This is a genomic window from Chryseobacterium shigense, assembly GCF_014207845.1.
Taxonomy (GTDB): Bacteria; Bacteroidota; Bacteroidia; order Flavobacteriales; family Weeksellaceae; genus Chryseobacterium; species Chryseobacterium shigense_A.
In genome coordinates this window covers 530,703-543,952 of the sequence record NZ_JACHLC010000001.1, presented here as the reverse complement: position 1 = coordinate 543,952, position 13,250 = coordinate 530,703, and the positions used below count along the sequence as shown (strand labels likewise).

Sequence of the window (13,250 nt, the reverse complement as noted above, 5' to 3'; positions counted from 1 at the left end):
TTTAAAATGTTTTCGTCATATCCGCCGGAATGATCAGGTTAAAATCTGTCGGGATATAATCTTTAGCAGGAATTTTCAGCTCAGGGTCTTCAGATTCAAAAACAGAGATTACCGCCATTTTAAGATTGGGATTTTTCTGTTTGATGTACCAGTAAATTCCACCGAATTCTTTGCTGTGATAGTTTCCGTTGTAATGAATGAAAGTTTTTCCCGCCTGTATATTTTTCAGGATAGATTCAGCCATAGTAGCATCTTTTGTAGCCTGTGCAGAGATAAAGTTCATCACTTTTGTTCCTTCCGCATGATCTCCCATCATGGCTTTCATTTCCGGATAACCGGGTGTATCTAAGGTTACTTTAATCGGAAGCTGTGCGATGTATGTTTTCTCCTGAGCGCTTAATGTATTCAGGGATTCAAGTCCTTCCTTTGCAGTTTGGGAAGCATATTTTCTTGGAATATTCGTTGCAATGAAATTCAGTTTTTTAGTTTTGGCAAAATCAACCAGCGGTTTGTAATCCGTAGTATAATTGTTCCATAAGCGGGCTGAATCTTTTAATGTTTTTGCATCAGATTTTCCATTCAAATACTGATTCAACTGTGACTGGTTATCTCTTTCGAACATTTCTGCCCCAAGAATAATCTGCCCGTTTTTCTTCTCAAACAAAGCTTCGGTTACTCTCAGCTGAAGCCAGTGGTTGACTGAGCTGTTATGATTTTCACCAAAGAAAACCACATCATATTCAGCCAGTTCTTTAACCAGTTTATCTGTTTTTACTTCTTTCCCTTTTTTATCATAAAACTGGTATGCCTTAAAATTCTGCCCGCTTAATGAACAAAAACCTGCCAGCAGAACGGTTATGAATATATTTTTCATTCTTATTTTATTTAAACACAAATTACACAAATGTTTCTTCACACTATCACATTTTTTTACTAATTCTGAACCACAAAAGGTACAATCAGCCTTCTTTGCCATCTCAGCTTTTTAGCCTTTCAAAAACAAAAGACCGCCTTGAATTAAAAAAACAAAACGGCCCTTATAAAAATCATCTAACTATTTATTTCTCTAATTCTGCAACAAGGTCTTTCCACTCCTGCAGTTCAGGAATTCCAGGCTTTCTTTTCCCGAAGAACTGAACGATGAAATCCCCTTCTTTGTTGAATACTTCAATAGCCGTTACTTCCCCGTCTTCCGTAGGTTTTTTAACGATCCATGCTTCAGCGATTTTGGTAACATCAAGATGTAAGTTGAAATCCGGGTCCATTACATTGAACCACTGCTGGTGCCAAAGTGTTTTCTTTACATTACCTGTATGAATCTGGATAATTCCTCTGTTTCCAACGAAAACCATAATAGGAATATTCTTTTCTGAAGCATCTTCAAGAACGTTCACTACTTTAGAATTGTCAACTTTTTTAGCAAATCCTTCAGGAGCCAGCCTTAATGCCTGGGTTCTGCTTACCCCGAATTTTCTGGTCATCATGAAGAAATCATGGGTATCTTTTAATTCCGTCCAGGCTTTTTTGAATCCTTCAACATCAATCTCAGAATCTGCTTTTTCAGGAGCTTTCGGAGCCACTGCTTCAATGGTTAATACGCTATTCTGGTCTTCCGCCTTGAATTTTCCTACAATAGCATCGAACGCAGCTTCATCACTGTTTTTTGTCAGGTAAATCTTATGAAGAGCAAGGCCATCTTTTCCGAAAAACTGAAGGCTTTTTTTGTCTCCTTCCACTACGGCAAAGGCAGATTTCCAGTGGTTAAGGAATATTCTCAAATCAATGTCTTCTCCTACAAAAAGCTGTGCATGCGGGCTGCTGAAATCACCGTTCTGGTAAATTCCTTTTCTCTCATGTACACATTCATCATTACGGGTAAGAGCCATTACTTTACCCAGTTTTTCTGCTTCGGTAAGGATAGCCGGAAATTCAGGATTAAGTACCGTTACTCCTTCTCCTATGCTTGTTGCCAAAAGTTCGGCTTCGCTTACGCCCAGCTGTGTTGCGGCATTTCTTATTCTTATATGTGGATTTTCTGCTTTCAGAGCCTCCCATTTTTCCTTTAAATCATTAACTAATGTGCTCATTATTTTATTTTTTTATGGTTAAAACTGTATAAATTCTATGTATGGTCTCGTTTCCGGACTTGCTTGGTATATCTTCTTCTTTTTCCGAGATTTTCATTCTTTTGAAATGGCTTTTGGAAACCAGCTGCTCCATTTCACTGTTGCTGTACATGGTAAAATTGTATTCTGTAAACGGCAGTGTTTCCATGAATTTTTTCTGTCCGAAAGTGAGGACAAAAGTTCCGTCTCTCTTTAAAACTCTATAGATCTCGTTGAGAAATTCAACCGGATTTTCCCAGAAATAAACGGTATTAACCGTGAATATTTTATCAAAGGTTTTGTCTTCAAAAGGAAGCTTTTCCCCTTCATACAGTACAAATTCAGCCTGGCTTTCAAAATCCTTGTTCAGCTTCCTGGCTTCATTGTGCATGGTTTCAGAAATATCGATTCCTGTATATTTCAGGTTTTGTGCCCTGCTTACAATATGTTTCAGGTGGCCGGCATTTCCGTGTCCTATTTCAAGAATACGCTCATCATCTTCTATTAAAAGTGTTTTGATGCTTTCCAGCGTCATGCTGATGTTGGTGGCATTCATCATTTCGCCGATCTCTATACCCTTTTCTCCCTGCGGGTTGGCAAGGTTTTGAGCGAGGATCTTTAATTCATCTTTTTCCATGGTTATCCAAAAATGATCATTGGGTTATTGGTAATCGGGTGTCCGCAAATGGTACAGGGAAAATTATAAGCATGGCTGATGTTCTCAGCGGTGAAAACTTCTTCCGGCGTTCCGTATGCGGAAACCTTTCCTGATTTCATTAATAAGATCTTATCTGCGAACTGTGCGGCAAGGTTCAGATCGTGCAGCACAACAATAGCACTGTTAGCTTTTTTTGTAAAATTTTTAATGATCTCCAAAGCTTTATACTGATGTTTGATGTCTAAATTATTCAGGGGCTCGTCCAGAAAAACCACTTTATGGGCAATGTCATTTTCAAGCTGGGCCATTACCCTTGAAAGGTGTACACGCTGTTTTTCGCCTCCGGAGAGTGTATTGTATTCCCTGTCTTTCAGATGAAAAATATCTGTTTCATCCATCATTCTGCTTGTGGCTTCCAGGTCTTCTTTTCCGGGCTGGGCATCGAAATAGGGATACCTTCCCATCATGATGACATCTTTTACCTCAAGAGGAATATCGTTGCTGTTGTGCTGGGAAAATTTAGCCTTATGTTTAGACAGTTCTTTCACATCCCATTTGGCAATAGCTTTATTCTTAAACAATACTTCCTGCCTGGATCTTACTTCGTTGGCCAAAACGCTCAAAAGACTGGATTTCCCAGCTCCGTTAGGACCTACAATAGCAAGAAATTCTCCATACCCCAGAGAAACATCAACTCCGTCCAGAATATAGAAGTCTTTATGCTTGTAACTGATCTGATGTGCCTTTATCATTACAGGGATTTTTTGAATTTAATTAAAATGGCAATAAAAATAGGACCTCCCATGAGTGCCGTAAGAATTCCTATCGGAAGTTCGGAAGGTTCTACAATGCTTCTGCTGAAAGTATCTGCCGTTAAAAGCAATATACTTCCGCATACGGCCGACAAAGGCAGGATAAATGCATAATTCGATTTGAATAAAAGTCTTAAAATGTAAGGTACAATTAACCCTACAAATCCTATTGTTCCTGAAAATGCAACACAGCTTCCTACCATAAGGGCTACAATAATGATGATCTGTTTTTTAAGTCTTTCTACATTGATTCCCAAATGCTGGGCATCTTTCTCTCCAAGCATCATGGCATTCAGGGCTTTTCCCTTCGGAAGCAGGATGATGTAAGAAATAACCAGCACTACTGCCAGGATAATATTCTTAGTCCATGTTGCTGCTGCCAGGCTCCCGAGGTTCCAGAACGTAAGGTCCCGGAGCTGTTCATCTTTTGAAATGTAGATCAGAAATCCGGTAATTGAAAATCCGATCGCTGTAATGGCTACTCCGGTAAGAAGCATCATCACCACATTTGTTTTTCCTCCACTTGTGGAAATCCTGTATACCAACATCATCGATAAAAAAGATCCTATAAATGCCGCAATTCCCACCAGTGAAAATTGTACAGCTTCAGGAAGATACTGTTTGAAATGCCCTCCTAAAACAATGGCAATTGCTGCCAATAGTGTTGCTCCCGATGTAAGGCCTATCAGATCACCCGTTGCAAGAGGATTTTTGAAAAGCCCCTGCAGGCCTGTCCCCGAAACAGCAAGCATACTTCCTATTAAAACTGCCATAATGATCCTGGCCGCACGTACATCCCAGATCACATATTTATCGCTTAACGATATGCCCGGATCTCCTTTTATATATTGCCATAAAATTTTGAAGGGTGATGTTCCTCCAAAGTCATAGACTCCTGTATTAAGTGCCAGCACTGCTATAATGGCAAGCAGCACGGTACCTATAGTTAAATAAAAGTAGAGTTTACTTTGTGTTCTCAATTAAAAGTTTGTTTAATGCTACTGCTGCTTCTCCCAGTCTAGGTCCGAAACCTGAAACCAGTCCTCCGTCCATTGCGATGATCTTTTTATTTTTACCTGCGTTGGTTTGTGCAACGCCCGGCATTTTAAGAGCTCCTTCGTTTCCGCCGGCTCCCTGTAATCCGCTTGAGAAGAAGAATAATACATCCGGATTTGCTTTTACAACGGCTTCAGGTGTCAGTGGTTTGAAGTCTTCGAAATCATTTACTGCATTTTCACCACCTGCAAGACCTATCAATGAGGCCATAGGTGTATTTTTTCCTGAAACCATCAGCATGTTTCCTCTTGCGTAGATGAACAATACTTTTGGTTTTTTAGCGATTGGCTGAATCTGTTTTAAATCAGCATCAATTTTATCGTTTAATTTCTGGTAATCTGTATTTCCGATAGCTTTTGCCACATCAGTAATCAGCTTTTTAGTTCCGTCTACGGAATATTCCTGTTTGAAAACCTCAGCTTTAATCCCTGAAGATTTGATCTTTCCCAATAGTTCAGGATTGATGTCTTTATCTGAAGCTAAAATCAAGGTTGGTTTTACGGCCATGATTGGTTCAATTGTCATGGATCTTACATGCCCAAGATCCTTAGCTGTAGCTTTCAGAGTTTCAGGATATGTACTTGTAACGTCTGTTCCCACGATTTCTTTTTCGTGGCCCAGTGCGCTTATAATTTCTGTAATACCACCGCTCAGGGTAACAATTTTGTTATTGGTTTTCGGAGCTTCAGAAGAAGCTTCTGTTGTATTTTCTTTTTTAGCACCTTCTTCTTTTTTGCAAGAGTATACTGCCATCAGGATGGAAGCTGCAAGGATTAATTTCTTCATGATATACTATTATTTGATTTATTATAAAGGTTTGTATTCGAATTGAGGGAAACCGCGTTCTCCGGTCTGGCTGTCGGTAAATCTTGTGAACTTCAGCTTAAAATAATATCCTTCGGCATCTTTAATGACATAGAAACGGTCTCCGTACACTTCAAGTCCGTTTGTTCCTACAGGGTTTCTCCAGTTCCCACCGATAACGCGGTGATCATTATAAATGAATTTGGACGGAACTACATCTGCCATTTTGAAATTGTTGTATGCATCAATTCCTGAACCTGAAGTCACCATAACTTCATAGGCACCAACGCCACCCAGATTGTTATTGTTTACGAAATCTGCATAAATATAGCTTCCGGCTCCGGTAATAATGTTGGTAAATACGGTAAAGCACAGATCCCATTTATTTTTTTCAGGCTGAATAAATACCTGCCTTTTATTTTTTAAACTGAGAAAGCTGTAATTGTAAGCTGCGTTTTTAGCTATTGTTGTTTCGTAATAATTACTTCCGTCAAGATCCGCTGATTTTACTTTATATTCATCGCCTGATCTCACAATCTGAACTTTTTTCCAGCCTCTGCTGTCGCCTCCTGTCGCTACAGATCCCGGAGCTACAGTACCGGCAAAGATTTCCCTGCCCATATTAACCAGATAGATGGCATTTCCGGAATCACCGGCCTTGATTTCTGAAATGGCTGTATATCCGGATGGGAAGTTCCCTTTAACATCATCAACGTATACTTCATTGGCAGGGTTGAAATTGGCAACCTGAACATCATATTTCATGGAAGCTACACTTGCATCCGTAACCTGATCCAGAGTGGTTACATTAGGGATTTTGCCTGCCGCCATCATTATGGATGAATTTATAACAACTTTAAACTCAGATCCCGAATAGAATGCGAGATCCCAGTCTGTTCTTTTTGTAAAGGTTTGTACAGGGCCTTTGGTAGTGGGATCAATCTCGCTCAGGTCAATCCAGACCTGATTGGGTTCTGTTGCCCCTCCTACATTAGGATTTCCGATAGCTCCCTGAACCGGTGCTACTGCTACGGGATCTTCATTATCGCTGAGACATGACTGAAAAACAAATGAAGCTCCGAATAAGAGACAAAATATTATTTTTTTCATTCTTGATGGTATTAGAAATTATAGTTTAAGCGGGCAAAATAACTTCTGCCGTAAAAAAGATTCTGATTGCTTGCTCCTGCATTGTGGCCGTCTCCTGCAATGGTTGTATTTCTGATGGTAGAAACATCAAAAATATTTTTTATTCCCAAGGCCAGTTCGAGGTGACTGTTAAAGAATGGCTGAGAAACGGTGAAATTCATCATATTAAAATCCCCGATTTCTCCCAGAACATATTTTCCCGGATCCAGCGGGTCCTGGGCATTTCCTATATGAACATACTGCCTGCTTTCGCCTGAGTATTTATAATAAAGGGCAAAAAGTGTTTTGGTTCTTGGTAGGGTATAATTGGCTGCTAAATTAGCTTCCACATAAAAGTTAAAATCATCGGGTGAAGTGATGTTCCCGGTATTTAAAACCTGTGAAATCCCTAGTGCAGAAACTCCTGCATTGATGCTCAGGTTATCTTTTCTTATATTTACACTTCCTCCAAACAGTAATGATTTATAGTTATCAATATTAAGGTAGGTATATTTCAGAGGGCTGTTGCTGATAATTACGCTTTCAATTCTGTCTTTCACATTCAGGTACATTCCCGAAGCGCTGAAATTGAATTTCCAGTCATTGGAATTTTTAAGGTTATAATCCCAGAATAACCCGATGGAATAACCGGTTTCAGGTTTAAGGTTCTCATTTCCCCTGATGTCGTGGTTATTGTCTACTACAAAGGTAAACAGCTCATCATAAGTCGGAAATCTGTTGGCAGATCCGAAAACTCCGCGGATGTCCGATTGTTCTGAGAAATTATATTTTGCTGTTAATGAATAATTAAACTGTGAATCGAATTTATCACTTAATGCCAGCCTTGCTCCCGGACGCAGGGAAAATCTATCCGTTACTATCCATTCGGCGGACAGGAAATTGGCATAATTGAAAATGGTTCTGTTAATATCTTCTTTTCCTGTAGTTCCGAAATTTCCGATAGCACTGCTTGCAAAACCTTTTGTTCTGTCTAATTCGTAGCCCAACTGGAAATTAATCTTTTTACTGTCAAGGAAATTGCTGAGCATTCCTCTTGAATATAGAACCTCAGATTTATAGTATGTTCTTTTATCTTCCCTTGATTTTTCAGTTCTGTTCGGAACGTCATATTTATAATCCTGGAGCTTTCTCTCCTGGCTCTGGTATGAAAAATCTCCTGTATAGTTTATTCTTGATCCTATTTTTGTCTGAATATTGAACTGATGAATCCATCTTTTAGTAAAATAATCCTTATCATTTGCTACGTAAGTTCTGTTACCTTCCCCCAATATATCTACATTCACAAGGGGATTATAGAAGTTAACGGTTTCTGTAAGGAAATTGACTTTATAAAACAGGGAGGTATTGTTTTTTGCGTACCGAACCGCAGCATTGGTAACCAGCTGATCTTTCGGCTGCCATTCGTAACCTCTGAGTGCATTATCGGGATCAAAGAATTTATACCCCTGATATTTCCCTTTATATCCCTGAAAATCATTATGATTGACATCTGCAGTGATTGACCAGTTTTCAGATATTTTATACCCTAAATTTAAAGACTGAACATGGCGTCCGTTACCTTTTTTAAACCAGTCATAATCTTTACCTACTGTTTCTTCCTGCAACGAAAGCAAGGCATTAAACGTTTTAGAATAGCTTTTCTTAGTAATAATGTTGATAACACCTGCTACAGCATTATTTCCGTATTCTACACCCATCGAACCTTTTACAATTTCAATACGTTCTATATTATTAACATTAAGCTTGGTAAGATCCACAAGATTTCCCATTCCCTGATCGCTCACCACTGGGATATTATCAATAAGAACTTTGGTATATTCCCCGCTTAATCCCATAATACTGGCGTTGGAATCTCCGCTGCTTCTGTTGGGCTGTATCAGGATATTAAGATTTTGATTAAGAACCTCTGCGACATTCGTAACCGCCATATTTTTGATCTGCTCTGCATTAATAACCTCTACTTTATAAATGGATTTATTAATAGACTGCTGGGTGTATTGTCCCGTAACAACAACCTCTTCTATTTTCTTCTGATTAAGAGAATCTTTTTCCTGCGCATTGATCCACAAAACAGCGGACAATGACAGTATTGAAAGTACCTTCTTCTTCATAGACGCAAAAATTTTCGACAAATATAATATTTTATTTAGAATAGTTAAAAATAAAATTATTACTTTTGTAGAATAATTCTAAATAAAAATAACGTTATGAAATTAAAACTACTTCTAGGAACATTAATGTTTACGGCTTTTACAGCGAATGCACAAGTAGCGACGATTAATGAAAACTTTGATTCATTTACAACGGGTACGAGCGCAGCCTGGCCACAGAACGGATGGTCGAAGGTAGTTCCTCCCGGAGCCGGACCCTTTATATATGCAGACGGAACTACAGATAAGCATGCACAGTTCTATACACTGATGTCTCCCAATACTGCCGGATATCTTATCTCTCCTCAGATTGTTGCTCCCGATGGTACAAAATCACTGAAATTTACTTATGCAATGACAACAGGATCTGCCGGAGGAGGAACTCTGGAAGTAGGTCTTATTTCTGCAGCTACAACCGCAGGTACTGCAACTTTCACATCCATCAGCCCGGTTTATTCACTAAATTCTGCAACGGAGCAAACAGTAACCATCACTGTACCGGCATCTGCCAACCAGTATATTGCGTTTAAATTTACCGGTTCTGTACAGCATGCTGCCCTGCAGGTGGATGATGTTATTTATAATGCAGCATCTACTCTTGCCGTTTCAGACCATGTAAAAACTAAGGAGAATGTTCAGTTTGCTGTAAATTCGGATAATACGGCTTTACAGTTTGTATACAAAAAAGAACCTAAAAATATCCAGATTTACTCTGCAGGAGCTCAAAAAGTTTCTGAAGGTAAAGTAAAGGGACAGCAATTTAATATTGCAGCTCTTCAGGCTGGTGTTTACTATATCATTATTGAAACTGCTGAAGGTTCAGTAATAAAATCCAAGTTCATTAAAAAATAAGGTTTATTAGACTATACCACCTTTATAAAGCTGTTCTGAAACTTTCGGGGCAGCTTTTTTATATCCGGCAGAACAATTCTCATAGGATTAAGGTGAAAAAAATAAATATTATACTTTTATTTAGACTTATTAAAAATAATTATTTACATTTGTAAAATAAACTCAAATTTTAATACTTTCTATTTTTTCTAATCAAAAGGCGGTCTCAGAATCTGAGACCGCCTTTTATATGATTTTTAAATTAAAAGATTTAATGATTTAAAGATTAAAAGAATTAGAGAGTGAATATAAATTACAATTCAACAGACACCTGATTAATTAAATGCTTAAATCTTAAATTTTTAAATTAATTATTAATAAATCTTAAACCCCTTGTACACCTCAGCGGAGCTTTCCATGATTTTTGAAGCATCTTTACGGAAGTCCAGAAGATGGTCCTGACCGTTGTGCCTGTTATGGTGGTCAACACTTTCCCACAGCTCAATCAGAAAGAATGTTCCTTTATTATCCTTGTCTTCAATAAGGTCATACTGAAGGCATCCTTCTTCTTTTCTGGTCTCTTTTACAAGATTCTGAAACAGCTCTACAGCTTCCATCAGATAGTTTTCATTAAACTTAAAAAGCGCTATTATGTGCAAATTCATTTTCTATTATTTATTGGTGTAAAAGTAGAATATTTTCAAAGCAGAAAAAGCTTTTCGGGCATTTATTTTTCTGCGGAACACATAAATTTTATTTGAAAACTGATTTATAAATAGTTATGGAACTCATCACAATAACAAGGATTCCGATCACCAGAAACATTTTCTTTACAGGAAGTTTTGCCGTAAGCATAGCAGAAAAAGGAGCGGTAATAATTCCGCCTATCAAAAGGCCAAGAATGATATTCCAGTGCTGAATTCCAAGGGTAAGGAAAAACGTAATGGCAGCAGTGATGGTCAGTATAAATTTAGCAACGGTGGAGCTGCCAACTGCAAATCTGGGAGTGAAAGCATTTTTAATAAGGGTTCCGGTAACCAACGGGCCCCATCCACCTCCGGCAAAAGCATCTATAAAACCTCCAATTACACCAAGTCTTGTAAGATTGGTTTTCTTTTTCAGAGCCTTATTCTGTTTATCCTTAAATGCATTGGAAAGAATCTGAATTCCCAGATAAAGGGTATAAAAAGCAATAAGTGTTTTCGTGATTTTGGAATAATATTCTCCCAAATAAGTAAGGCTTACTGCACCTATAATGGCTCCTATAACTGCCGGAACAGCCAGTTTCTTAACCAGGGTTTTACTTACATTTTTAAGCTTGATATGGCTTAAGCTTCCTGCCGCCGTTGTAAAGCTTTCAGCAGAATGAATGCTGGCACTCACAATATGGGGTGGAATATTCAGGAACAAAAGGGTTGTTGTACAAATTACCCCATACCCCATTCCCATTGATCCGGCTACAATTTCTGCAAATACACCAACCAGCAGCATCCAGTAAAAGATATAATTGTCTTTAGCTAAAATATTCAGCAGCTCATCCATATACCCCAGTTCATACATGGATAAAATGGTGATCAGCAGGATAATGGCCGTGATAAAGAATACATTGAGTCTTATCTGGATTTTTCTTGAAATTATCATATTACTATCATTACAGCTCCTGGCCACCGGTTTTATCTCTCAGGCATTGAACAACCGGAACAAGGCCGCTTTCATTTATGATTGAAGCATTTGGGTACTGCAAATATCAAATAAAAATATTATCCTACCAAATAAGTAGACTAATTATTCAAAAAAAGGGACCGGGTTAGTCAACCAGATCCATTAAAGTTTTTTTCTCAAGAATATTGAGGGAAGCATCCCGAACTTCTATGAGTACATCGTGCAGTCCGCAGTGATCTTCGTTGCAGTCTTCACATTTTTCATAGAAATTTAAACTTACGCATGGAAGCATGGCAATGGGACCATTCACCAAACGGATAATTTTGGCAAGCTTTACATTTTCAGGATTTCCTTTTACAAAATATCCGCCTCCTTTTCCTTTTTTACTGTCGAGGATATCTGCTTTTTTCAATTCCAGCAGGATATTTTCTAAAAACTTCAAAGGGATCTTCTTATGTTCCGCAATTTCAGAAATAAGGACCGGGCCGTCATTCCTTTTCTCTACAAGGTATGAAAGCGCTTTAAAAGCATATTGGGATTTTTTTGAAAGCATTACAGCAAAAATAAGAAAATAGTTTGAATTAGATAAATGAAGAAATCATGATGAAAGAAAAGTGCAGACTATGTGTCGTTTTGCTTATTCTTTATGTACCCGTTTTTTGCCTTTTCACCATTAAATTCTTAAGTTTGTTCATATGTTCAGCAAACAAGAAGCACAGCAACTAAAAAAGGAGTTTTGGACGGCTTTTGGAAAGTCTTTTCCGAGAAAGTGGATCCTGTATGATACCAAGATCAAGGATCTGTCATTTAAATTTTATGCCGATAACAAAAAAGCCGGGGTTTCACTGGACATAGAGATGAAGGATGAAATTTTCCGGAATGCCTATTATGAAAAGATATGGTCTCTGGAAGATATTCTGAAAGATTTTATAGGAGACTTTCAGAAAGAGGAATATTTTACCCTTGATAACGGAAAGGTAATCAGTAAAATCTGGGTTGAAAAGCATAATGTTTCTATATTCAATAAAAATACCTGGCAGGAAACATTCGAATTTTTCTGGGATAAAATGGATGGTTTTGAGAGATTTTATTATGAATATGAAGATTTTATCAAAGATGTATAGAGTTTAATTAAATGGACATACAATACTTGAATATTCTACTCAAATACCCTGAAATAGATGGTGATACCAACAAAGGCATGCCTGAAAGTGATATTATCCTTCTGGAACAGACTTATAATAAAGGAAATTCTTTTCCGAAGGTTTTAAAAGAACTTCTATTCCTGGCCGGAAATTACTGTTATGCTTTGGATTATGGTATTTATGACAGCCAGAATGAAATGCAGCGGGAGGAAAGACTTGAATTATTGGATGTTTATAATCTACTGATTTCCAGATCTCTATTTTTTATATGCCTGGCATCCCACGGACTTCCGGTTTTTATGTTTTTAGATGAAGGAGATAATCCTCCTCTAAACCAATTAGCAAATAATCCGGTGCCTGAAAAATATTTCAACAGCGTTAACGGTACACTTCCGATGCTTATTGAAGGCAGAATCAGAAATCATATAAAAGGCTTTAATATGTTCTAATATTCTCTATGTTAAAGAGATATTCATTAATTTTGATCCAAATCCTGAATTTTTTATACCTTTCCTACAATCTTTATCATAAAATCCCGGATATAATTCCATAATTATTTGATTTTAAATATATTTGGAACTACAAAAACTAACCCATGAAAACTGAATACAGGGATGAGAACTTTAAGCTCATGCCTACCCTCCCTGAAACAGACAAGTACCGTTATCAATTATCCAACAGTTATTATCATACCGAAAACTACCTGAATGAGGAATATTTTGATTCTCATTTCTATTCCGGAAAATTTTCAGACACCGGACACTCCCATGTAGGAATTAGTACAGGCAACCAACTTATGCAACGGATAAAAATTCTGCTAAAAAATGCGCGTGTGGTATCTAAAAAATAAATTTCTGCCGGAATTATAAAAAAAAGGC

At 37.8% G+C, this 13,250-nt stretch carries 15 protein-coding genes; 4 read left to right on the top strand and 11 right to left on the bottom strand.

Annotation, left to right across the window (positions count from 1 at the left end):
- Nucleotide 1: 1 nt before the first annotated feature.
- The 8 genes from HNP36_RS02395 to HNP36_RS02360 all read right to left on the bottom strand — a co-directional run bounded on the left by HNP36_RS02395 (nt 2) and on the right by HNP36_RS02360 (nt 8,695).
- Nucleotides 2-874 carry a ChaN family lipoprotein gene (locus tag HNP36_RS02395; protein ID WP_184160833.1) on the bottom strand — a complete coding sequence of 291 codons (873 nt, stop codon included), beginning with the start codon at nt 872-874 and terminating at the stop codon, nt 2-4.
- A gap of 184 nt (nt 875-1,058) precedes the next feature.
- Nucleotides 1,059-2,087 (bottom strand): hemin-degrading factor, encoded by a 1,029-nt coding sequence (locus HNP36_RS02390; RefSeq protein ID WP_184160836.1) that lies wholly within the window; start codon nt 2,085-2,087, stop codon nt 1,059-1,061.
- A 4-nt stretch (nt 2,088-2,091) separates the two neighbouring features.
- Nucleotides 2,092-2,742, bottom strand: a complete 651-nt coding sequence (locus HNP36_RS02385; RefSeq protein ID WP_184160839.1) for a class I SAM-dependent methyltransferase — start codon at nt 2,740-2,742, stop codon at nt 2,092-2,094.
- Nucleotides 2,743-2,744: 2 nt separating this feature from the next.
- Nucleotides 2,745-3,515, bottom strand: a complete 771-nt coding sequence (locus HNP36_RS02380; protein ID WP_184160843.1) for a heme ABC transporter ATP-binding protein — start codon at nt 3,513-3,515, stop codon at nt 2,745-2,747.
- Nucleotides 3,515-4,555: a FecCD family ABC transporter permease gene (locus HNP36_RS02375; protein WP_184160846.1), complete on the bottom strand. Its 1,041-nt coding sequence runs from the start codon at nt 4,553-4,555 to the stop codon at nt 3,515-3,517. The genes HNP36_RS02380 and HNP36_RS02375 overlap by 1 nt, the downstream gene beginning before the upstream one ends.
- Complete coding sequence (locus tag HNP36_RS02370; RefSeq protein WP_184160849.1) at nt 4,539-5,417, bottom strand: hemin ABC transporter substrate-binding protein; 879 nt, start codon at nt 5,415-5,417, stop codon at nt 4,539-4,541. The genes HNP36_RS02375 and HNP36_RS02370 overlap by 17 nt, the downstream gene beginning before the upstream one ends.
- 21 nt (nt 5,418-5,438) lie before the next feature.
- Nucleotides 5,439-6,545 carry an HmuY family protein gene (locus tag HNP36_RS02365; RefSeq protein ID WP_184160852.1) on the bottom strand — a complete coding sequence of 369 codons (1,107 nt, stop codon included), beginning with the start codon at nt 6,543-6,545 and terminating at the stop codon, nt 5,439-5,441.
- 11 nt (nt 6,546-6,556) lie between these two features.
- Nucleotides 6,557-8,695 carry a TonB-dependent receptor plug domain-containing protein gene (locus HNP36_RS02360; RefSeq protein WP_184160855.1) on the bottom strand — a complete coding sequence of 713 codons (2,139 nt, stop codon included), beginning with the start codon at nt 8,693-8,695 and terminating at the stop codon, nt 6,557-6,559.
- Between the two features lie 96 nt (nt 8,696-8,791).
- On the opposite strand from HNP36_RS02360, the gene HNP36_RS02355 reads away from it, so the two are divergent.
- Nucleotides 8,792-9,586, top strand: a complete 795-nt coding sequence (locus HNP36_RS02355; RefSeq protein WP_184160858.1) for a T9SS-dependent choice-of-anchor J family protein — start codon at nt 8,792-8,794, stop codon at nt 9,584-9,586.
- Nucleotides 9,587-9,939: 353 nt separating this feature from the next.
- Here HNP36_RS02355 and HNP36_RS02350 read toward each other — a convergent pair whose 3' ends face one another.
- The 3 genes from HNP36_RS02350 to HNP36_RS02340 form a co-directional block, all read right to left on the bottom strand.
- Entirely contained in the window at nt 9,940-10,230 is a 291-nt protein-coding gene (locus HNP36_RS02350; RefSeq protein ID WP_184160861.1) for a putative quinol monooxygenase, read from the bottom strand.
- An 88-nt stretch (nt 10,231-10,318) separates the two neighbouring features.
- A complete protein-coding gene (locus HNP36_RS02345; RefSeq protein ID WP_184160864.1) occupies nt 10,319-11,206 on the bottom strand; it encodes a sulfite exporter TauE/SafE family protein in 888 nt (295 codons plus the stop codon).
- 166 nt (nt 11,207-11,372) lie between these two features.
- A complete protein-coding gene (locus HNP36_RS02340) occupies nt 11,373-11,780 on the bottom strand; it encodes an RrF2 family transcriptional regulator (protein ID WP_184160867.1) in 408 nt (135 codons plus the stop codon).
- A 142-nt stretch (nt 11,781-11,922) separates the two neighbouring features.
- Between HNP36_RS02340 and HNP36_RS02335 the strand changes: the two genes are divergently transcribed.
- The 3 genes from HNP36_RS02335 (at nt 11,923) to HNP36_RS02325 (ending at nt 13,222) form a co-directional block, all read left to right on the top strand.
- Nucleotides 11,923-12,351, top strand: coding sequence for a DUF4268 domain-containing protein (locus HNP36_RS02335; protein WP_184160870.1), 429 nt, complete (start codon nt 11,923-11,925; stop codon nt 12,349-12,351).
- A gap of 11 nt (nt 12,352-12,362) precedes the next feature.
- Nucleotides 12,363-12,821, top strand: a complete 459-nt coding sequence (locus HNP36_RS02330; protein ID WP_184160873.1) for a hypothetical protein — start codon at nt 12,363-12,365, stop codon at nt 12,819-12,821.
- A 146-nt stretch (nt 12,822-12,967) separates the two neighbouring features.
- Complete coding sequence (locus tag HNP36_RS02325; RefSeq protein ID WP_184160876.1) at nt 12,968-13,222, top strand: hypothetical protein; 255 nt, start codon at nt 12,968-12,970, stop codon at nt 13,220-13,222.
- Nucleotides 13,223-13,250 lie beyond the last annotated feature (28 nt).